At 66.8% G+C, this 21,514-nt stretch carries 19 protein-coding genes and 1 tRNA gene; 16 read left to right on the forward strand and 4 right to left on the reverse strand.

The annotated features are described in order from the left end of the window. The 15 genes from AC1DKQ_RS14695 to AC1DKQ_RS14765 all read left to right on the forward strand — a co-directional run bounded on the left by AC1DKQ_RS14695 (window position 1) and on the right by AC1DKQ_RS14765 (window position 15,537). Window positions 1-405 carry a cytidine deaminase gene (locus AC1DKQ_RS14695; protein WP_476919399.1) on the forward strand — a complete coding sequence of 135 codons (405 nt, stop codon included), beginning with the start codon at window positions 1-3 and terminating at the stop codon, window positions 403-405. Continuing rightward, window positions 402-1,733: a thymidine phosphorylase gene (locus AC1DKQ_RS14700; protein ID WP_476919400.1), complete on the forward strand. Its 1,332-nt coding sequence runs from the start codon at window positions 402-404 to the stop codon at window positions 1,731-1,733. Before AC1DKQ_RS14695 ends, AC1DKQ_RS14700 begins: the two co-directional genes overlap by 4 nt. Window positions 1,734-1,926: 193 nt before the next feature. Continuing rightward, a complete protein-coding gene (locus AC1DKQ_RS14705) occupies window positions 1,927-2,562 on the forward strand; it encodes a DedA family protein (protein ID WP_476919401.1) in 636 nt (211 codons plus the stop codon). A 143-nt stretch (window positions 2,563-2,705) separates the two neighbouring features. Continuing rightward, on the forward strand, window positions 2,706-3,440 hold the full coding sequence (locus AC1DKQ_RS14710; protein ID WP_476883766.1) for a DedA family protein: 735 nt from the start codon (window positions 2,706-2,708) through the stop codon (window positions 3,438-3,440). Window positions 3,441-3,472: 32 nt separating this feature from the next. Continuing rightward, window positions 3,473-4,624: an adenosine deaminase gene (locus AC1DKQ_RS14715; RefSeq protein WP_476919402.1), complete on the forward strand. Its 1,152-nt coding sequence runs from the start codon at window positions 3,473-3,475 to the stop codon at window positions 4,622-4,624. A 121-nt stretch (window positions 4,625-4,745) separates the two neighbouring features. Next, window positions 4,746-5,330: a MazG nucleotide pyrophosphohydrolase domain-containing protein gene (locus AC1DKQ_RS14720; RefSeq protein ID WP_476919443.1), complete on the forward strand. Its 585-nt coding sequence runs from the start codon at window positions 4,746-4,748 to the stop codon at window positions 5,328-5,330. Between the two features lie 183 nt (window positions 5,331-5,513). After that, window positions 5,514-6,794, forward strand: coding sequence for a phosphopyruvate hydratase (eno, locus tag AC1DKQ_RS14725; protein WP_476883764.1), 1,281 nt, complete (start codon window positions 5,514-5,516; stop codon window positions 6,792-6,794). Between the two features lie 85 nt (window positions 6,795-6,879). Beyond that, window positions 6,880-7,611, forward strand: coding sequence for an FtsB family cell division protein (locus tag AC1DKQ_RS14730; protein ID WP_476883763.1), 732 nt, complete (start codon window positions 6,880-6,882; stop codon window positions 7,609-7,611). A gap of 165 nt (window positions 7,612-7,776) precedes the next feature. After that, complete coding sequence (locus tag AC1DKQ_RS14735; RefSeq protein ID WP_476883850.1) at window positions 7,777-8,478, forward strand: DUF501 domain-containing protein; 702 nt, start codon at window positions 7,777-7,779, stop codon at window positions 8,476-8,478. Beyond that, window positions 8,475-9,464, forward strand: coding sequence for a Ppx/GppA phosphatase family protein (locus AC1DKQ_RS14740; protein ID WP_476919403.1), 990 nt, complete (start codon window positions 8,475-8,477; stop codon window positions 9,462-9,464). Before AC1DKQ_RS14735 ends, AC1DKQ_RS14740 begins: the two co-directional genes overlap by 4 nt. Window positions 9,465-9,525: 61 nt before the next feature. Then, a complete protein-coding gene (locus AC1DKQ_RS14745; protein ID WP_476919404.1) occupies window positions 9,526-10,992 on the forward strand; it encodes a S8 family serine peptidase in 1,467 nt (488 codons plus the stop codon). Window positions 10,993-11,030: 38 nt separating this feature from the next. After that, complete coding sequence (locus AC1DKQ_RS14750; protein ID WP_476919405.1) at window positions 11,031-12,503, forward strand: NAD(P)/FAD-dependent oxidoreductase; 1,473 nt, start codon at window positions 11,031-11,033, stop codon at window positions 12,501-12,503. 150 nt (window positions 12,504-12,653) lie between these two features. Next, window positions 12,654-13,592, forward strand: coding sequence for an N-acetyltransferase (locus tag AC1DKQ_RS14755; protein WP_476919406.1), 939 nt, complete (start codon window positions 12,654-12,656; stop codon window positions 13,590-13,592). Between the two features lie 38 nt (window positions 13,593-13,630). After that, window positions 13,631-13,704 (forward strand) — tRNA-Leu (locus tag AC1DKQ_RS14760). A 483-nt stretch (window positions 13,705-14,187) separates the two neighbouring features. Further along, the gene (locus AC1DKQ_RS14765; protein ID WP_476919407.1) at window positions 14,188-15,537 is read left to right on the forward strand and encodes an ABC transporter substrate-binding protein; all 1,350 of its coding nucleotides are present in this window, start codon (window positions 14,188-14,190) and stop codon (window positions 15,535-15,537) included. A gap of 353 nt (window positions 15,538-15,890) precedes the next feature. Here AC1DKQ_RS14765 and AC1DKQ_RS14770 read toward each other — a convergent pair whose 3' ends face one another. Genes AC1DKQ_RS14770 through AC1DKQ_RS14785 form a run of 4 tightly spaced genes read right to left on the reverse strand, consistent with a single transcriptional unit; the run spans window position 15,891 to window position 20,004 of the window. Beyond that, a complete protein-coding gene (locus AC1DKQ_RS14770; protein ID WP_476919408.1) occupies window positions 15,891-16,664 on the reverse strand; it encodes an ABC transporter ATP-binding protein in 774 nt (257 codons plus the stop codon). Beyond that, complete coding sequence (locus AC1DKQ_RS14775) at window positions 16,661-17,767, reverse strand: ABC transporter ATP-binding protein (protein WP_476919409.1); 1,107 nt, start codon at window positions 17,765-17,767, stop codon at window positions 16,661-16,663. The genes AC1DKQ_RS14770 and AC1DKQ_RS14775 overlap by 4 nt, the downstream gene beginning before the upstream one ends. Further along, window positions 17,764-18,732, reverse strand: a complete 969-nt coding sequence (locus tag AC1DKQ_RS14780; protein ID WP_476883756.1) for a branched-chain amino acid ABC transporter permease — start codon at window positions 18,730-18,732, stop codon at window positions 17,764-17,766. Before AC1DKQ_RS14780 ends, AC1DKQ_RS14775 begins: the two co-directional genes overlap by 4 nt. A gap of 9 nt (window positions 18,733-18,741) precedes the next feature. Beyond that, on the reverse strand, window positions 18,742-20,004 hold the full coding sequence (locus AC1DKQ_RS14785; protein ID WP_476919410.1) for a branched-chain amino acid ABC transporter permease: 1,263 nt from the start codon (window positions 20,002-20,004) through the stop codon (window positions 18,742-18,744). 562 nt (window positions 20,005-20,566) lie between these two features. Between AC1DKQ_RS14785 and AC1DKQ_RS14790 the strand changes: the two genes are divergently transcribed. Next, complete coding sequence (locus AC1DKQ_RS14790; protein ID WP_476919411.1) at window positions 20,567-21,481, forward strand: hypothetical protein; 915 nt, start codon at window positions 20,567-20,569, stop codon at window positions 21,479-21,481. Window positions 21,482-21,514: the final 33 nt, after the last annotated feature.

Raw genomic sequence — 21,514 nt, forward strand, 5'->3', positions numbered from 1 at the left:
ATGGACAGGATCGACGTCGACTGGGCAGCGCTCGAAGCCGCAGCAGTCTCCGCCATGAAGAACGCCTACGCGCCGTATTCGAAGTTTCCGGTGGGGGCCGCGGCCCTCACCGGAGACGGGCGGATCGTCAGCGGCTGCAACGTCGAAAACGCCAGCTACGGGCTGACCCTGTGCGCCGAGTGCGCCCTGGTGGGCAACCTGCAGATGACCGGCGGGGGACAGCTCCGCGCCTTCTACTGCGTCGACGCCGGCGGGAACGTCCTCATGCCGTGTGGTCGCTGCCGCCAGCTGCTCTACGAATTCCGGGCTCCGGACATGGAGCTCATGACCACACAGGGAATCAAGACCATGGACCAGGTCCTTCCCGATGCCTTTGGCCCCCAACACCTGGAGGAACCCCGGTGACTCAAGCGACACAGAACACCAGCAACACCGAAGCGTTCGACGCCGTCGACATCATCCGCATCAAGCGGGACAAGGGCGTGCTCAGCCCGGCCCAGATCGACTGGACGATCGACGCGTACACCCGCGGCGCCATCGCCGACGAACAGATGGCCGCCCTGAACATGGCCATCCTGCTCAACGGCATGGACCGGACCGAAATCTCCCGCTGGACAGCGGCCATGATCGCCTCCGGCGAGCGGATGGACTTCTCCAGCCTGCGCAGGCCCGACGGCGGTGTGAAGGCGACGTCGGACAAGCACTCCACCGGCGGCGTCGGGGACAAGATCACCCTGCCGCTGGCGCCCCTGGTGGCGGTCTTCGGCGTGGCCGTGCCCCAGCTCTCCGGCCGCGGCCTCGGCCACACCGGCGGCACCCTGGACAAGCTCGAGTCCATCCCGGGCTGGCGTGCGGCCCTGAGCAATGAGGAAATGATGGCCCAGCTCCAGGACGTCGGCGCGGTCATTTGCGCGGCCGGCGCGGGACTGGCCCCGGCGGACAAGAAGCTCTACGCGCTCCGCGACGTCACCGGGACCGTGGAGGCCATCCCACTGATCGCCTCCTCGATCATGAGCAAGAAGATCGCCGAAGGCACCGGCTCGCTGGTGCTCGACGTCAAGGTGGGCAGCGGCGCGTTCATGAAGGACGAGGCCCGCGCCCGCGAACTGGCCGAGACCATGGTGGCCCTAGGCAAGGACGCCGGTGTCAACACGGTGGCCCTGCTCACCAACATGAACACGCCCCTGGGCCTCACCGCGGGCAACGCGATCGAGGTCGAGGAATCCGTGGAGGTCCTCGCCGGGGGAGGCCCGGACGACGTCGTCGAACTCACCGTCCGGCTCGCGGAGGAAATGCTGGCCTGCGCCGGCGTCCGCGACGCCGATCCCCGGGCCGCACTGCGGGACGGCCGGGCCATGGACGTCTGGAACCGGATGATCCAGGCCCAGGGCGGGGACCCGCGGGCCAAGCTCCCGGTCGCCAAGGAATCCGAGGTCATCTACGCCCCGGCCGACGGCGTCCTGGTGGAGCTCGACGCGATGGCCGTCGGCGTCGCGGCCTGGCGGCTCGGCGCCGGACGCGCCCGCAAGGAGGACCAGGTCCAGGCCGGGGCCGGGGTGCGGATGCATGCCAAGCCCGGTGCCATGGTCAGGGCAGGCGAACCGCTCATGACCCTGCTGACGGACACTCCGGAGAAGTTCGAGCGGGCCAAGGAAGCGCTCGAACACGCCGCCGTGATCGCACCCGAGGGCTCCCGGCCCGCCCAGAAGCTCATCATCGACCGCATCGCCTAAGACCGTTGCCAATCACTTTTGGTCCCCAAACCTCGGGCTTAGCCGCCATAAGTGATAGGGCAACCGACGGTCGGGGCCGGCGGTACACTGACTCCACAGCAGTGGCTCCACAGCAGTACCCTTGCAAGCGCAGGCCCGGCCCCGGCCGAGCCTGCGCTTGGATCAATCTGGCCCCGCCGCGCGGAAGGAAGCTGTGCAGGCAATCAACGACTTCATCCTCGCCGCAGCAGGGCAGCCCTGGGTCCTGGTCCTGGTTTTCGCCTGTTGCGTGATCGACGGCTTCTTTCCGCCAATCCCGAGCGAGTCGGTGGTGGTGGGCCTGGCTGCTGTCGCCGCCACGGCGGATGTTCCCAATCCGGTGCTTCTGATCGCCGCCGCCGCCGCAGGCGCATTCCTGGGCGACAACGTGGCATACCTGATCGGCCGCGGGACCGGAACACGGCGCTGGGCATGGCAGCGCGGTCCCCGCATGCAGGCGGCTTTCCGCTGGGCCGGACGCGAACTGCGGAAACGGCCCGCCTCACTGATCCTTGTGGCACGCTTCGTCCCGATCGGACGGGTGGCCGTCAACCTGACCGCCGGGGCCACGCACTACCCACGGCCCAGGTTCATCAGCCTGACAATACTTTCGGCGCTGCTGTGGGCGGGCTACTCGGTGGGAATCGGCCTGTTCGTTGGGCCGTGGTTTCAGAAAAACCATGTCCTGGCCGCTGCTATTGCGATCATCTGCGCCATTATCCTGGGCATCATCCTGGACCGCGTGATCAGCAAGGTGCGCGGCCGCACTCCGGAGGAACCGACGCATTCCGTTCCGCCCGTCGAGTCCTAGGCGGATTGGCCCCGCCCGTGGGACACTAAGGAGCGATTTGGGTCACGTTGTTGGCCGCACTTCGTCCAACTTTTCACCCTCTGTCATCGCATGTACGGTACGGCTTAGTTGTCCGTTCCCAGTCATCAAGGAGCATCGCCCGCATGGAGTTCATTAACGAGGCCGTGCTCCATGCCGCTGGCCAGTGGTGGATCTACCCCGTTTTGCTGGTTTTCTTCTTCGTGGACGGCTTCGCGATGGTGGTCCCCAGCGAGACACTCATCGTTGCCCTTGCGGCGTACTCCCTGCACAGCGGCCAGCCCAACTTGTGGATCCTCGGCCTCACGGCGCTCGTTGGAGCCATGGCGGGCGACAACATGGCGTACATGCTCGGCCGCAAGATCGGCCTCGAGCGGTTCCGCTGGATGCGTAAACCAAAGGTCCAAAAGGTCTTCGGGTGGGCGCACTATGAACTCGAGAAGCGCGGCGCCGTCTTGATCTTTACCGCCCGGTACATCCCGTGGGGGCGTGTGGCGGTCAACTACGTGGCGGGCACGACGGCGTTCCCGCACCGGAGATTCTTCTTCCTGGACGCCTTCGCCTGCTTCACGTGGGTGGCCTACTCGATCGGCATCGGCGTCCTGGCCAGTTCCTTCCCGTGGCTGCACCATAACCCGCTGCTCAGCGCGGGGATCGCGGTGGTGTTTGCGATCGTGCTCGGAGTCCTCATTGACCACCTCCTGCGCTGGTGGCACAAGCGCCTTGGCCGCCACGATGCCAAGCCGGTCCCGGCCGACGCCGATTACGTCCCGGAACCCGCTTCCGGGGAACGGGCGGCCGGGATGCACGGCACGATGCTGGCCGGTCCGTCCACTGAGGCCGGAGTGTCCGGAAAGTAGCTTCCCGCGCCCGGCGACCCTATGGTTGGAACGTGACTGAGACTATTCCTGACGCTGCCCCTGACCTCGACTTCGACCTGAAGGCCCTTCCCAAGGTTTCCCTGCACGACCACCTGGACGGCGGACTCCGCCCGGCCACCATCATTGAACTCGCGGAGGCCGCCGGCCACACGCTGCCCTCCACGGACCCCGTTGCACTGGGGGAGTGGTTCCGCGAATCGGCGGACTCCGGCTCCCTAGTCCGGTACCTCGAGACCTTTGACCACACCATCGCCGTGATGCAGACCAAGGAAGGCCTGTTCCGCGTCGCGAAGGAATTCGTCGAGGACCTGGCCGACGACGGCGTGGTGTATGGCGAGGTGCGCTGGGCACCGGAACAGCACCTGCAGAAGGGCCTGAGCCTGGACGAAGTGGTGGAGGCCGTGCAGGCAGGCCTCGAAGCCGGTGTGGACGCCGTGGCCGAGACCGGCCGCGACATCCAGGTTGGCCAGCTCATCACGGCCATGCGCCACGCCGACCGCGGCCAGGAGATCGCCGAACTGGCTGTCCGCCACCGCAACAACGGCGCCGTCGGCTTCGACATCGCCGGTGCCGAGGACGGCTTCCTGCCGTCCCGTTTCAAGGACGCCTTCACCTATCTGGCACAGCACAACTTCCCGGCCACCGTCCACGCCGGCGAAGCCGCCGGTCTGGAAAGCATCCAGTCGGCGCTTGTCGACGGCCGGGCCCTGCGCCTGGGCCACGGTGTGCGGATCGCCGAGGACGTCACGATCGAATTCGAAGAGGACGACGACGCCGAGGGCGACGAAGTCGACGACACCATCGGCATGGTGACCCTGGGCGAACTCGCCAGCTGGGTCCGCGACCGCGGCATCGCCCTGGAAATCTGCCCCTCCTCGAACCTGCAGACCGGCGCCATCGCCGGCTTCGGCGAAGGCATCGAAAGCCACCCGCTGGACATGCTCTACCAGCTCGGCTTCAACGTCACCATCAACACCGACAACCGGCTCATGAGCGGCGTCACGCTGACCGACGAGTTCGAGCTGCTGGTTGAGACGTTCGACTACGACCTCGATGACCTCCTGGAGCTGACGCTGAATGCAGCCGAGGCAGCTTTCCTCCCGCTCGAGGAGAAGGAAGCCCTCGTGGAGTACATCAACGAGGCTTACGCCGACCTTGGCTAACGAGGACACTCCACCCGTCCAGGGGCTGGTTGGGCCCACGCCAGCAGGGGTCCCCGGCCGAGCTTGCGAGGTCGGGGCGCTGGTGGGGACTATTGCGGCCCTGCGCGAGCACTGCCCCTGGATGGGTGCCCTCACCCACGAATCCCTCGTGGAGTATCTCCTGGAGGAGGCCTACGAGGTCGCGGAGACCATCGAAACGGCCAGCGGCGACGCCGAACTGAAGTCCGAGCTGGGCGACGTGCTGCTTCAGGTGGTCCTGCACTCCCGGCTCGCCGAGGAACGCGGCGCCTTCGACTTCGACGACGTCGCCCGCGCACTGACGGCCAAGATGATCCGGCGCAACCCGCACGTGTTCCGCCCCGACGGCTCGCTGCAGGATTCCTTCCCGGCAACGGTGGAGGAGATCGTCCTGAAATGGGATGCCGTCAAGAAGGCCGAGAAACCGGAACGCGGCCACGTCTTCGACGGCGTTCCGGCCGCGCTGCCGGCCCTGGCCCGGGCCCAAAAGCTCCTGGACCGGGCCGAACGCGCGCACCTGGCGACGGCTGCGGGCGGCACCGGCGTCGAGATCCCGGCCACCGAGGCGGAACTCGGCGACCTGCTCTTCGGGATCGTGGCGGATGCCCGGGCCGGCGGCCTCGACGCCGAGCGAGCCCTCCGCGGAGCCCTCCGCCGCTTTCAGGACAGCAACGGTGCCCTTCCCTAGAAAACCTTCCCTAGAAAAATGCCATCAGCATCATGACGTCCGGGGGTTGGATAGGTTTCCGTAACCTCCGCCACTCTCGACTACGCTAGTAGCGACGACGACGTCGGCTTTCCAGCTTCACGTACAGCCAGAGTCCAAGCAGTCAGATTCCCTGCAGATCGCTTCACCCAAAGGAGCATATCCATGGCGCTTATCGATGCCATCCACGCCCGCGAAATCCTCGATTCCCGTGGCAACCCGACCGTAGAAGTTGAAGTCCTGCTCTCGGACGGCCAGATCGGCCGCGCAGCAGTTCCCTCCGGCGCCTCCACCGGCGAGCACGAAGCCGTCGAACTCCGCGACGGCGACAAGGGCCGCTACCTCGGCAAGGGTGTCCAGAAGGCGGTCGACGCGGTCATCGACCAGATCGCCCCCGCCCTGACCGGTTTCGACGCGACCGACCAGCGCAGCATCGACCAGGCCATGATCGACCTGGACGGCACCCCCAACAAGGGCAAGCTCGGCGCCAACGCCATCCTGGGTGTCTCCCTGGCCGTGGCCAACGCTGCCGCCGCCTCCGCTGACCTGCCGCTGTACAAGTACCTCGGCGGCCCCAACGCGCACGTCCTGCCCGTGCCGCTGATGAACATCCTCAACGGCGGCTCGCACGCCGACTCCGACGTGGACATCCAGGAATTCATGATTGTCCCGATCGGCGCCGAGACCTTCTCCGAGGGCCTGCGCTGGGGCGTCGAGGTCTACCACAACCTCAAGTCCGTCCTGCAGGCCAAGGGCCTGTCCACCGGCCTGGGCGACGAGGGCGGCTTCGCGCCGAACCTGCCGTCCAACCGTGCCGCCCTGGACCTGATCCAGGAAGCCATCAAGAACGCCGGCTACACCCCGGGCAAGGACATCGCCCTGGCCCTGGACGTCGCCTCCTCCGAGTTCTTCAAGGACGGCGCCTACCAGTTCGAAGGCAAGGCACTCTCCGCCACCGAGATGAGCGCGTACTACGCCGAGCTCGTGGCCGACTACCCGCTGGTTTCCATCGAGGACCCGCTGGACGAGAACGACTGGGAAGGCTGGAAGACCCTCACCGACTCCATCGGCGACAAGGTCCAGCTCGTGGGCGATGACCTCTTCGTCACCAACCCCGCGATCCTGCAGCGCGGCATCGACACCAAGACCGCGAACTCGCTGCTCGTCAAGGTCAACCAGATCGGCTCCCTGACCGAGACGCTGGACGCCGTATCACTGGCCCAGCGTGCCGGTTACACCACCATCACCTCGCACCGCTCCGGCGAAACCGAGGACACCACCATTGCTGACATCTCCGTTGCCACCAACGCGGGACAGATCAAGACCGGTGCCCCGGCCCGCTCCGAGCGCGTTGCCAAGTACAACCAGCTGCTGCGCATCGAAGAGGAACTCGACGACGCCGCACGGTACGCCGGACGCAGCGCCTTCCCGCGTTTCAAAGGCTAGTTAGCCGCGAAAACCGGTAACCGGTGGCTATGGTTGAAAGACCATGGCCACCGGTTCTGTTTTGGCCCGCTTTTGAAGGAGTGACATGGCTACCCGACGCCCCAATGTTCCCCGGGCTACGCCTGCACCCACCAAGGCTGCGGCCACCAAGGCTGCTGCCACTGGCTTGGGGGCAACAGAGGACGGCGGCGAAGTCATCCAGGCCGACTTTGGCGGCTCCCGCAGCGGCGCGCCGACGCCGGCCACGCCCCGCGGCGCAGCGCCTGCCTCCCCGCGTGCGGCAGCACCCGCAGCGGGCAAGCCGTCCGCCAACGGTTCCGCAACAGCACCGGCCTCAAAACCCGCAACCCGGCCGGCGCCGGGGAAGGCTGGCGGCAAGGCCGAAGGCCGGACCGCGGCCGGCGGTGCCGTCGAATCCCTCGACCCAGTGCCCGCCAAGGCGTTCTCGGGCCGGCTGCTTGCCCTCGGCGTCGTCATGATTGCCATCACCATCCTGCTGGCGCCCACGGTGAAGATCTTCCTCGACAAACGAGCCGAAATCGCGGCGCTGCAGGCCGACATCGCGGCCAAGCAGACCAAGCAGGAGGACCTCAAACGCCAGGTGTCGCGGTGGCAGGATCCCAACTTCGTGAAGCAGCAGGCCCGCGACCGCATTAACATGGTTATGCCCGGAGAGACGGGCTACTGGGTATTCGGCAGCGATCTTCCTGCCGCGCAGTCCAGTGGCGCTGCGGGTGCAACATCAGCACAAGACCCGGCCAACCTGCCGTGGGTGGACTCCCTGTGGGAGTCCATCAGGCGATCGGCAACAGACTAGAAGCGGCGCCCGCCGCCGGGATTGTCCCGTGGACAATCTGGAACTGGGCAGGAAGGTGCCACTCAAGTGGACGAGAACCGAGTGGACCAGGACCGAGCGGTCAGGAACGACGGGGCCCCGACGTCGGCGCCCCGGCACAGGGCAAGCGCCCCGGAGGCCTCCCGCCTGCCGTCGCCGCAGGACCTCGAGGTCCTCAGCCGTCAGCTGGGCCGGCCCGTGCGGGACGTCGTCGAAATCCCGGCCCGCTGCGTCTGCGGAAACCCGCTCGTGGCCGCCACCTCGCCGCGGCTCAGCAACGGCACGCCGTTCCCCACCACGTTCTACCTCACGCACCCGGTGATCACTGCGGCGGTGTCGCGGCTGGAGGCCGCCGGGCTGATGAACGAAATGAACGACCGGCTCGCCGCCGACGCCGGCCTCGCGGACCGATACCGCGCCGCCCACGAGGCCTATCTGGCCTCCCGCGCCGAGATCGGCGCCCGCTGCGGCATCGGTGGGGTTCCGGAAATCGACGGCGTCTCGGCCGGCGGCATGCCGACCCGCGTCAAATGCCTGCACGTTCTCGTGGGGCACTCGCTGGCAGCTGGCCCCGGCGTGAACCCGCTCGGCGACGAGTCGATCGCGGCCATCACCGAATGGTGGACCGTGGACCGGTGCTACTGCGACGGCGCCTGGGACACCGGCGGCGAGGCACCGTCCCGGGACCTCAGCCGTCATGGACCCCAAGGCCTGCCGGAAATCGTTGGCAGGCCCGCCCCGGTCCGCAAGTCCCGCGCCACCGCCGGCGCGGAAAACCCCTCCAGCACCGCCAGCCCGGCCGGCCCGGGCGACACCGCCGGCCCGGCCGGCGCGGGGGAGTCCAAGTGACCAGGGTCGCGGCGATTGACTGCGGCACCAACTCCATCCGCCTGCTGATCGCCGACGTGAACGCAGATACGAACACGGACGCGAACCCAGCCGCAGGCGGCGCAACAGGGCAGCGCACGCCGCGGCTGACGGACATCGTGCGGGAAATGCGCGTGGTCCGGCTGGGCCAGGGCGTGGACTCCACGGGCGAACTGGCCCCAGAAGCGCTCGAGCGCACCTTCGCCGCGACCCGGGACTACGCTGCCCTGATCCGCGAGCACGGCGTCGAGCAGGTGCGCTTTGTGGCGACTTCCGCCACCCGCGATGCCCGCAACCGGCAGGTCTTCGTCGACGGCATCCGCGCCATCCTCGGCGTCGAGCCCGAGGTGATCACCGGCGACGAGGAAGCCGCGCTGTCATTCGCCGGCGCCAGCAGTGTCCTGCCCTCCCGCGGCGAGGACCCCGTGCTGGTGGTGGACCTCGGTGGCGGAAGCACGGAGTTCGTCCTGGGCAACGCCGGCGGCGTCATCGCCGCCCGCTCGGTCGACGTCGGCTGCGTCCGGATGACCGAACGGCACCTGCGCAGCGATCCGCCCACACAGGAGCAGATCGCAGCGGCAGAGGCCGACGTCGACGCCGCCATCAGCGAGGCGGCAGAAACCGTTCCGCTGGAACGCACCACCGTCGTCGTCGGCGTGGCAGGTTCCGTCACCACCATCACCGCGCACGCGCTCCGTCTGCCGGAGTATTCGCCGGCCGCGATCCACGGCACCGAACTGGACCTGGACGCGGTCCGGAAGGCATGCACCGAGCTGCTCGAAATGACCCGGGAGGAGCGGGCCGTGCTGCCGTACATGCACCCCGGCCGGGTGGACGTGATCGGCGCCGGCGGCCTCGTCTGGCGGCGGGTCCTGCAACGCCTGGCCGATGTCACGGGTGGCCGCATCACCACGGCAGTGGCCAGCGAACACGATATTCTTGACGGTATTGCCCTCAGCATCCGATGACCCGCCCAGCAGTTGCGCCTCCGCGCGCCGTGCCGCTGGTGCAACCGCCGATAGGACCTGAATGACCAGAGCAACAGGCCGCCGGACCGCCTCCGCGTTGATGGCCTTGGCCCTTGCCGGCGGAGCGTCCACCGCGGCGCTGGCCCTAGCCGCGCCCGCTTACGCCGACTCCTGGCGGGACAAGGAATACTGGCTCGCCGAATCCGGCATCACCAAAGCCTGGGACGTGTCCAAGGGTGCCGGCGTCAAAGTCGCCGTGATTGACAGCGGCGTGGACGGCAAACATCCGGACCTGGCTGGCGTGCTCGCCGGCGGCTCCGACATTTCCGGCGCCGGCAGTGCCAACGGACAGGCGAGCATCGGTGCCAAACCCGAACACGGCACCCTCGTGGCCACCATGCTCGCCGGGCGCGGGCATCAGGCGCCCGAACCGAGCGCCAAACCGAGCGCCAGCGCCAAACCCAGCTCTGGCCCCGCCGTCGGCCCCGACGGGATCGTCGGCGTCGCCCCGGAAGCCCAACTGCTGTCCGTCTCCACCTGGCTGGGCTCCGCCAACCCGGGCGGCAAGAGCGACCAGGACCAGATCCCGGAGGCAGTGCGCTGGGCCGTCGACAACGGCGCCCGCGTCATCAACATCTCCCTCGGCAGTACATCGCCGGAATGGCCGCAGAGCTGGGACGCGGCGTTCCTCTACGCCGAACAGAAGGACGTCGTGATTGTCGCCGCCGCGGGCAACCGCGTGGGCGGCAACGTCCAGGTGGGCGCGCCTGCCACTATTCCCGGCGTCCTGACGGTCGCGGGCCTGGACCGCAAGGGCGCGGCCAGCATCGACTCCTCCTCACAGGGCATCAGCATCGGCGTCGCCGCACCCGCCGAGGACCTGGTAGGCGGCATGCCTGCCGGCGGCTATGCCGAATGGGCGGGCACCTCCGGGGCCACGCCTATCGTTTCCGGCGTCGCTGCCCTGATCCGCTCCAAATGGCCCGAGATGTCCGCGAGCCAGGTCATCAACCGGATCGTCAGCACGGCCAAAGACGCCGGGGCGCCCGGGAAGGATCCGCTCTACGGTTTCGGCGTGCTGAACGCCGAGGCCGCCCTCAAGGCCGATGTCCCGGAAACCAAGGCCAATCCGCTGGGCTCGATTTCGGACTGGATCCGGGTCCACCGGCGCGGAAACCTCGCCACGACGGCGCCTGCTGCGGCGCCCGCGCCTTCCAGCGCTGTGCCCACCCTGCCCGAAGCGACCGTGCCGGTCGCGGAGAAGCCGTCCCAGTTGGACAGCGCCCTGCCGGCCGCGGTGGTCCTGGGCTTCGGGTGCCTGCTCGTGGGCATCGTGGTGGCCGCTGCCCTGCAGTTGCGGGCCGCCATGCGAACGCCGCGCAAGGACGGGCCGGACGGGCCGGTCAAGTCCGAACGCAGGGCCGAGCCCAGGGCCGAAACCGGGACCGGGCGTGGGGCCGGAACGGGGACCGGGCGTGGGGCCGGAACCGGGACCGAGAATCCGGTGGACTCCAGCAACCCGTCATAGTTAGTGAAGGTTTTCACAATCTACTGTATTCTTGACGCATGGCATCCTCCCTTCAGCTCCAGGACCGTCCCCGGGTACTCGTCGTCGGCGGCGGGTACGTCGGCCTGTATGTAGCCCTCAAACTTCAGAAAAAGATCGCGAATGCAGGTGGCATCGTCACCCTCGTGGATCCCCTGCCCTACATGACCTACCAGCCCTTCCTGCCGGAAGTTGCCGGCGGCAACATCGAGGCGCGCCACGCAGTCGTCTCGCACCGCCAGCACCTGAAGCAGACGGAGCTCATCCAGGGCCGCGTCACCTCCATCGACCACGCCAACCGCACGGCAGTGGTCGCACCTTCCGACGGTGGCGACACCTTCGAGGTTCCCTACTTCGACGTCGTCCTGGCCGCTGGCGCCATCACCCGCACGTTCCCGATCAAGGGCCTCGCGGAAAAGGGCATCGGCCTGAAGACCATCGAAGAGGCTGTCGCCCTGCGCAACAAGGTTCTCGAGCGCATCGAGAACGGCTCGCTCATGACGGACCCCGTTGAGCGTGCCCGCGCCCTGACGTTCGTCGTCGTTGGCGGCGGCTTCGCCGGCATCGAGTGCATCACCGAAATGGAAGACCTCGCCCGCGCCGCGGTCAAGAACAACCCGCGCATCAAGCAGGAGGAAGTCCGCTTCGTCCTGGTCGAGGCCATGGGCCGCATCATGCCCGAGGTCACGGCGCCGCAGGCCGAATGGGTTGTCGAGCACCTCCGCAGCCGCGGTATCGAGGTCCTCCTGAACACCTCCCTCGACAACGCCGAGGGCTCCCTGAAACTCATCAACCTCCCGGACAAGAGCCCGGCCCAGGAATTCGAGACTGACACCCTGGTCTGGACTGCCGGTGTGCAGGCCAACCCGATGGTCCGCTCCACGGACTTCCCGCTCGAGCCGCGCGGCCGCGTCCGCGTCCTGGCCGACCTGCGCATCGCAGGCGACGAGGGCATCATCGACAACGCTTGGGCTGCCGGCGACGTCGCTGCCGTCCCCGACCTCACGGGCAGCGGCCTGCCGGACGGCACCTGCGTGCCGAACGCCCAGCACGCGCTGCGCCAGTCCAAGCGCCTGGCCAAGAACCTGTGGGCCTCCCGCTGGGACAAGCCGCTCAAGGACTACAAGCACAAGAACCTGGGCGCCGTCGCCGGCTTCGGCGAATGGAAGGGTGTAGCGAACATCAACCTGGTTGGCCGCATCGGCCTCAAGGGCCCGCTGGCCTGGCTGGCACACCGTGGCTACCACGGCATGGCCATCCCCACCGTGGAGCGCAAGATCCGCGTAATCTCCGGCTGGCTGTGGGCCTTCTTCCTGGGCCGCGACACCACCCAGCTGATGGACCTGGACAACCCGCGCGGCGCCTTCGTGGCCGCAGCGACGCCGGCCCCGAAGCCTGCTGCCCCGGAGGCCGCCAAGGCCGAAGCCAAGCCTGAGGCCAAGGCCGGCACCCCGGCAGCATCGAATGAATCGGTCCCGGCAGACGCCAAATAACTCCAGGCCGCAACGGCTTCGAGCGCTCTGGCGGTTGCCCTACGACGGCGGCTGTTCCCCTCGGGGGGAGCAGCCGCCGTTTTCGTTGCTGGCGTCCGCCGGGGCGTCCGGAGCGGACGGCTGCGCACGCCCCGCGCCTAGACTGGCTCCATGACAGCTGAAAAGGACCTGCACACGCTCCTGGCCACCATGCACCCCGAACTGCGCGAGGGCGAGTACGTCTACGCCCTGTGGCCGCACGGCAAGCCCCTGGCCGGGGCCATCGCGGCCGCCGTCCGCGAGGCGGAGGGGCTGACCGTTGTGCTGCCGCGGGACGAAGCCGACAGCCAGGGGCTCTCCTACGACTTCGTCGCAGCGTGGATCACGCTCCAGGTGCACTCGTCACTCGAGGCGATCGGTTTGACGGCAGCCGTCAGCGCCGCCCTGACCGAGGCGAAGATCAGCTGCAACGTCCTGGCCGGCTTCCACCATGACCATCTCCTGGTCCCCGTGGCCGACGCCGACCGGGCCCTGGAGGTTCTGCACGAACTCGTCGCAGACCATGGGGAGCACAAGCCGGCACCGGAACTCGTGCTGCGCAGCGAGGAACCGGCGGACCGTCCGGAAATCCTCGTCCTCACAGCCGCCGCGTTTGCCATCTCGCCCGCAACCGGTCACCACGTCGACGGCGAACCCGAAGAAGTGAAGCTGCTGGCCCGGCTGTTCGAAAGCCAGGAATACCTCCCCGAGTTCAGCGTCGTTGCGGAGCTCAACGGCGAAATCGTGGGGCATGTAATCAGCACCCGCGGCTGGGTGGGCGAGCTGGAGCTGCTGGGGCTCGGGCCGATCGGGGTGGTGCCGCGGCTGCAGCGCCACGGCATCGGCACCGCGCTCATGAACGAGACGGTGGCGCGGGCCAACGCCGCGGGGGAGCGGGGGATCGCGCTGCTGGGCAGCCCCGACTACTACTCCCGCTTCGGCTTTGTGCCGTCCACGTCGCTCGGGGTGGCACCCCCGGAGGCCGGCTGGGGCGCGCACTTCCAGCTGCTCCCGCTCGCCGTCTGGCCCGGCGGCGTTAGCGGCACCTTCCGGTACGCCGGCCCGTTTTAGGGCTGATCCGGGCGGCGACGGGATACCATTGACCGGGCGCCCCAGTAGCCCAATTGGCAGAGGCAGCGGACTTAAAATCCGCGTGTTGTGGGTTCGAGTCCCACCTGGGGCACAAAGACTCCTGATTCCCTATAGCTCCAAGGGAACCGGGGGTCTTTTGTCATGCCCGGGACACCCGCTGGTCGGTACATTGTGTGCGGCCCGTCCTTGGGTCTCACGGCAAGGACGGGCCGCCTGTGGGCTGCGAAGGAGTCGAACCTTCTGGAGGCCAGCGTGCTGGGGACGTTCTGGCTACGAACCGTTCAGCCCGGGTCGCTAAACCAGACGTTACGGGCCCAACCTTGTGGGAAACCTGTGGAAAACATGAAGCGGCACGAGTTAAATTCGCGATGGTTGGTCAAGGGCACTTTAGCTACACGCCGCCATGCAGGGGCCGCTGGAACCCTGCAGATTTCCTCTATGCAACGAGTGTTATAAGGATGTGACCGTAGTCACTTATTTTCGCGTCGAATTTGCACTAGCTTGAAGTGGAATCAGGAACACCTGATCTTTCGCGTCAAAGGCCGTTCGCACCTTTAGATCGAGGAGCTTGTACATGACTTCACTCCCCCGGGTTGCGCCCCGCGTCGCTAAGCTCACAGTGCTTAGCCTCGGCGTCGCCCTTCTGGCTACGGCTTGTGGCGGTTCACCCGCCCCGAGTTCGTCGGGATCCAGCTCAGCCGCGGCCGCCGGCATCGCATGCCCGGCGCCCAGCGCCACCGGTGCCGGTACCAGCGCTGCCGGCGGAACGGGCACCGTGCCCGCTTCGGCCACCACCACCCCCACACCCCTGAAGATCGGCTCGCTCCTGCCGACGACAGGTTCGCTGGCATTCCTCGGCCCGCCCGAAATTGCCGGTGTGAACCTCGGCATCAAGGAGGTCAACGACGCGGGCGGCGTCCTTGGCAAGCCTGTCGAGGTCATCCACCGCGACTCCGGCGACACCAAGACCGACATCGCCACCCAGTCCACCACGGCACTGCTCGGCCAGGGCGTCAGTGCAATCGTCGGCGCCGCCTCCTCGGGCGTCTCCAAGACCGTGATTAACCAGATCACCGGTGCCGGCGTGGTCCAGTTCTCCCCGGCCAACACCTCACCGGACTTCACCTCGTGGGATGACAAGGGCCTCTACTGGCGCACCGCCCCCTCGGACGTGCTCCAGGGCAAGGTCCTCGGTAACTACATGGCCACGTGTGGCGCCCAGACGGTCGGCATGATCGTCCTGAACGACGCCTACGGAACCGGCCTCGCAAAGAACGTCCAGTCCGCTTTCGAGGCGGCCGGCGGCAAGGTTGTTGCCCAGGAACTCTTCAACGAAGGCGATTCACAGTTCAGCAGCCAGGTGGACAAGGTTCTGGCCGCCAAGCCGGACGCTATTGCCCTGATCACCTTCGACCAGGCCAAGAGCATCGTCCCGCTGATGACGGGCAAGGGCGTCAAGCCGACCCAGATCTTCATGGTTGACGGCAACATGTCCGACTACAGCAAGGACTTCCAGGCGGGAACCCTCAAGGGCGCCCAGGGCACCATCCCGGGCACCTTCGCCAAGGATGACTTCAAGAAGAAGCTCCTGGCGATCGACCCGGCGCTGAAGGACTACAGCTACTCCGGCGAGTCCTACGACGCCGTGAACCTGATCGCACTGGCGGCGGAGGAAGCCAAGAGCACCAAGGGCACCGATATCGCGGCGCACCTGAAGGACGTCTCTGAAGGTGGCGAGAAGTGCAATACCTTCCCCTCCTGCGTCACCCTGCTCCGCAACGGTAAGGACATCGACTACGACGGCCAGTCCGGCCCCGTGACGTTCTCCGACGCCGGCGACCCGACGGAAGCCTACATCGGCATCTACGAGTACCAGGATGACAACACCTACAAGCCGGTCAAGGAAGAATTCGGCAAGCTGTAAGCCGCTTCCCACCGACTAACAGGAGACCCCCGTCCAGTCCGGACGGGGGTCTCCTACGTGTGGGGGAGCGAGGCAAAGCGTCAGTGGCTGGCCGAGGAAGCACGCACAGCAGGCTTTCGATGCGTGCCCGGGTGCCCGACGGCGGGAATCCGGCTCAACAGTGCGGCGGCCCTGCCAGGACTCTGCGCTGCGTGACGCCGTTGCTGCGTGAGGCACGTGCGCAGGAGCCGAGCAAGTGGCTGCGGAGGCCCGGACGGCACCACACTGTGCCCTAATGCGCCGGGAATGCGCCGGGCACGCAGAGGGCCGCCACCGGCTGGTGACGGCCCTTGAAGGGAACGCTGCGCGTAGGGCTACTCGACAGTGTCTGCGAGCGTCCCCAGGTAGAGCTGGATGACCTTGGGATCCTTCATGAGTTCCCGGCCCGTACCTGTGTAAGCGTCCTTGCCCTGGTCCAGAACGTAGGCGCGGTCGCAGATCTGCAGGCAGCGGCGCGCGTTTTGCTCCACCATGATGACGGAAACGCCGGCCCGGTTGATCTCGTGGACCCGGAGGAAGGTCTCATCCTGCTTGACAGGGGAGAGGCCTGCGGAGGGCTCATCGAGCAGCAGCACGGCCGGGTCCATCATGAGGGCCCGTCCCATGGCGACCATCTGGCGTTCGCCGCCGGAGAGCGAGCCGGCCCGCTGGGCGCGCCGTTTGGCGAGCTCCGGAAACAGTTCGGAGACAAAGTCGAACCGTTTGGCGAAGTCCTTGGGCCGCTGGAACATGCCCATCTGCAGGTTTTCCTCGATGGTCAGGGCGGCGAACACGTTGTTGTTCTGGGGAACGAAGCCGACGCCCTTGGTGACGAGCTTGTTGGCCTTGAGCCCCGTGATGTCCTGCCCGCGGACCACTACCGAGCCGGAGTGGACCTTGACCAGGCCGAACATGGCTTTCAGCAACGTGGACTTGCCGGCGCCGTTGGGGCCGATGATGCCGATCAGCTCACCCTTGCGGGCTTCGATGCTGCAGCCGTTGAGGATATTGACGCCGGGGAGGTAGCCGGCCATCAGATCGGTGACCTTCACGACCGAGTCGCCATCGAAGGCTGGCTGGGCGGCCGGTGCCGCGCTGGTGGCGCTCATTCTGTGTCCTTCTCTTTACGGTTCGGCTCTTCGGCGCTGGTCGGCTCTCCGGCGCTGCGGCGGCCGCGCGTCGTCCCGTTCGGCTCCGGCTGCGCCGCTTCCTCCGCCTCGGTGGCGAGGACATCGGCGGAGATGATGCCGGCGTTTTCAGTGCCGACAATCGATTCTTCGTCGGCGACCAGCTCCGCGGTCAGTTCCTTGATGCCTTCCGCGTCGCCGAGATCGACGTCGTGGTGGGCGCCGAGGTAGGCGTCGATTACTGCGGGGTTCTTCATGACCTCGGCGGGAGGACCTTCGGCCACGATCTTGCCCTCTGCCATCACCACTACCCAGTCGGCTATGTGGCGGACCATGTTCATGTCGTGCTCGACGAACAAGACGGTCATGCCCTCGGCCTTGAGGTTCTTGATGTGGTCCAGCAGCGACTGCGTCAGCGCCGGGTTCACGCCTGCCATGGGCTCGTCGAGCATGACCAGCTTGGGCCGGACCATGAGGGACCGGGCCATTTCCAGCAGCTTCCGCTGCCCGCCGGAAAGCGACGCCGCGTAGTCGTCCTTCTTGGCGTCCAGCTTGAATTTCTCCAGCAGCACGTTGGCTTGCTGGGTGATCGTCTTTTCCTGGCCGCCCCAGATGCCCTTGAACAAGGCCTTGGACAGCCGCTCGCCGGACTGGCTGGAGGCGCCGAGGCGCATGTTCTCCATGACGGTGAGCTTGCCCATGACCTTGGTGAGCTGGAACGTGCGCACCATTCCCATGCGGGCAACCTTGTACGAGGAGACGCCGGCGATGTTGGTGCCCTCGAACTGCCATGTACCCGAGTTCGGGGTGTCGAATCCCGTCAGCAAGTTGAACAAGGTGGTCTTGCCGGCGCCGTTGGGGCCGATCAGCGCGGTGATCTTGTGCCGCGGTATCTCGAGGTACTGGACGTCGACGGCGTTGATGCCGCCGAAGCTGCGGGTGACGTTTTCCGCCACGACGATCGGATCACGCTTCTTGCAGCCGGGCGAGATATCCCCGGCGGCGATCGGACGGGTGTCCGTCATGTAGTCGATTTCTTCAGACGTGCGGGGTTCCTCGCGCGACTCTTCGCTTGGAATGCTCATGCGAATGCCAGCTCCTTCTTATTGCCGAGAACGCCCTGGGGCCTGAAGATCATCAGCAGCATGAGCGCCACGCCGACCAGGATGTAACGCAGCTGCCCGGCCTGGACCGTGTTCAGCCACGTGATGGTGCCGGACTCGATCAGGCCGTAGAGGATGCCCTGGGTGAGCGAGAGCACCACCCAGAAGATCATGGCGCCGACCACCGGGCCGAGCACAGTGCCAAGGCCGCCGAGCAGCAGGCAGGTGTAGAGGAAGAACGTTAGTTCCGTGCCGTAGTTGGCCGGCTGCACGGCGCCGCGGGGGAGCGTGAAGATCATGCCTGCCAGTGCACCGAGCGCACCGCCGATGATGAGGGACTGCATCTTGTAGGCGTAAACGTTCTTTCCCAGCGAGCGGACGGCGTTCTCGTCCTCGCGGATGCCCTTGAGGACGCGGCCCCAAGGGCTGCGCATCAGCAGCCAGACAATGAAGCAGAACAAAGCCACGACTGCCCACGCCACGACCCGGATGAAGAAGTCACGGTTGTTCATACCGATGTAGGAGCCCGGCGGGAAGGGGTTCATGGCGTAGAAATCGCCCTCGAAGGCCGCCAGGCCGTTGGCCGAACCGGTGATGGCGGTTAGCTGGTTGGTCGTGACGACATAGCGCACGATTTCGGCGGCAGCGATGGTCACGATGGCCAGGTAGTCCGCCCGCAGCCGCAGCGTCGGGATGCCCAGCAGCAGAGCGAAGATGGCTGAACAGACGACGGCGATCAGCAGCCCGACGAAGAACGGCACATGGAACGTCAAGGTGGAGATGGCGAAGCCGTAGGCCCCCACCGCCATGAAGCCGGCCTGGCCGAAGTTGAGCAGGCCGGTGTAGCCGAAGTGGACCGCCAGGCCAAGGGTGGCCAGGGCGTAGGCGGCTGTCGTCGGGCTGAAGAGTTCGCCGGCGGCGCTGGAAAAAATGAATCCGAAATCCATGGCTGTCTCCTAACCCACGCGCTCGCGGCGGCCCAGAATGCCCTGAGGCCGGAACAAGAGGACAACAATCATGATGAACAACGCTCCCACGTATTTAAGGTCGGCTGCGAGGCCGAACACGGTGGTCAGCTCAACGAAGATGCCGACGATGATGGAACCGATCAGGGCGCCCCAGACCGTGCCGAGGCCGCCCAGGGTGACACTGGCGAAGATGAGCAGCAGGATCTGCGAGCCCATGTCGAAGGTGACGCCGGGCCGGTAGTAGGCCCAGAGGATGCCGCCGAGGGCGGCGAGCATGCCGCCCACCACCCAGACGATCCGGATAACGGAGTCGACGTCGATGCCGGAGGCCGCGGCCAGGGCCGGGTTATCGGCCACCGCGCGGGTGGCCTTGCCGAGGCGGGTCTTGAGCAGGACGACGCCGAGGGCGGCGATTACCACGGCGCTGACGAGGAGTGACAGGAGGTTGTTGGGGGAGATCGAGATCGGGCCGATCAGGATTTCCGCGCTCTGGGCAAACGGCAGCTGCTGGGTAGCGCCGCCGAAGTAGAACTGGATGATGTACCGCACCGCCAGTGCGAGGCCGATGCTGACGATCATCATCGGAACAAGCCCGGTTCCGCGGCGCCGCAGTGGCTTCCACAGTCCCGCGTCCTGGACGTAGCCGAACACACCGCCGCCGATGACCGCCAGGATGATGGCCAGCCAGAACGGAAGCTGCATGGCGTTGAAGGCGAACACCAGCACCGCGCCCAGCGTGACCATCTCACCGTGGGCGAAGTTCGTCAGGCCGGTGGTGCCGAAGATCAGTGAGAGGCCTACGGCCGCAAGGGCGAGCAGCAGGCCGAAGCTGAGGCCGGCCACCAGCCGGTTGAGCAGGTTCTGCCCGAAGTTCTCCTCTGCGACGACGATTCCCTTGCCAAAGGTGAAGATCACCGAGAGGTTTGAGGTCTGGCTGAAGGTAACCTTGCGGGGGTTCTCCTGGCCCTGGGCCAGTTTGATGCCCTGCGGAAGCGTGGACTCGTCGAGTTTGACCTCGTAGGTCCCCTGGGTGGGGACGCCGATGATCCAGGCGCCGTTGGCTCCCGATTTCGTGGTTCCCGTGAAATCGCCGCTTGTGGCGGTGATGGTTACCCCGGGGATCGGTGCGCGGTCGTCGCCCCGCAGGAAGCCGCTGATGCTGTTGGTGAACTGGGTCGCCGACGGGGATGGTGTCGGCGACGGGGTCGCGGCGCTGGACGCCGGGGCCACGATGAGCAGTAGCGCAGCCATGGCGGCAAATACTGCCCCCACAGCCCTCAGTCGTCTGCCGCGCCGTCTCTGCGACAGGCCGCTCGTTGTGCTTCTCAAATTGAAAACCTCCACATGGGGGTGCTGTGGGTTGCGCCTTTGCAACCGTTGCGAACGGTCAGGGGACGAACGCCTGGCAAACTGTCATTCCGTTGTGATGTCCGTCACCCTGTGTGGCCTATGCTACAGCCAGCGAGGGGCAATGAATGCCGCTGCGAGCAGGGAGAACGTCGCGATCGGGTAACAACCGTGTAGTCGGGGCGACACCTTGCTGTAGCCCTGCTAAAGAAAACTTTTGTTGATTCCGAGTATGCCTAAACAGTGGCCGGCCCGGCCCCGATCCGCCCGGCCGACCCGGGGCAGGGACCCACCACCGGGGACGCCCCGTCCGGTCTGCGGAACCGGCAAATCCAAGCTTTTTCCAAGTCGTCCCGCGTTATGGTGCGAAGAGCGCCTGAACCGAAGCCCTGAACCGAAGTCCAGAGATCGCTGGCCGGATCTTTCGGCCCGGGACACGGCGCGGCGTGGAAGGCAGGGGCCGATCGTGGAGGGCCGACTGATGAACCGGGTGGTCAAGCTGTGCCTCGCGGGTTCGCTTGCGCTGGCGATCCTGGGTATTCCGGCGCTGAGCCTCGGGCCCGAGACCGCCGGGGCACAGGCCTGCGTTCCCTCCACGGAGGCACTCACCGACCCTTATCCGGGGATCCAGTCGGCAGCCACCAGCTTTGAAGCGGGCACCTTGGACGGATTCGGCGTCACCACGGCGGGGACGGGAAATGCCTCTGTATCCACCGGGGCGTCGCACTCCGGTAGCTGCGCCGCCCGCCTGCACACCACCGCCGGGCTCGGCTCCATGGCCAGGCTGACCGTAGGCCTGACCCCCGGGAACACCGAGGCGTATGCGGACGGATGGTTCAATATCGCCGCTGAGGGAATGGCAGGGAACAATGTTCCTTACTTCCGGTTCTTTTCCGGCGGCGTCCGCGTCCTGGATGTTTTCCGGCAGAACATCTCCCATGAGTTGGTGCTCCGGACCGCGTCACCGGCAGGCTTCGCGTACACCACGTTGCGGCGCGATGTTCCCACTGACTCCTGGCACCGGCTGGTCATGCACGTGGTTCCGAATGGTCCGCAGACCGCCGTCCAAATCTGGTGGGACGGGCGTTCCATCTACGCGGGCACTGTCAGGATTCCGGCGACGACGCTCGACACGGTCCAGCTCGGCTCCGAACACGATCAGCAAATGGCCGATATCTATATCGACGACGTCATAGTCAACAGCGGCACGGGAACGCCGGCGCCGATCCCCGGCCCGCTGCCGGAGCCGAAGGGGGACCCGTCGCAGCGGCTCGACGATTTCCGTGGTGACGGACCCGCCGTCGTGCTGGCAGCCGGCACCGGTGCGAGGCGCACCGGGCGTCCCGGGCGGCCGGCGCCCACGCGGGAATCCTGGGCCTGAGGATCCCGCCGAACAAGGTCACGGTTCGGTTGC

The sequence above is a fragment of the Arthrobacter sp. 05L421 genome, from assembly GCF_056397785.1.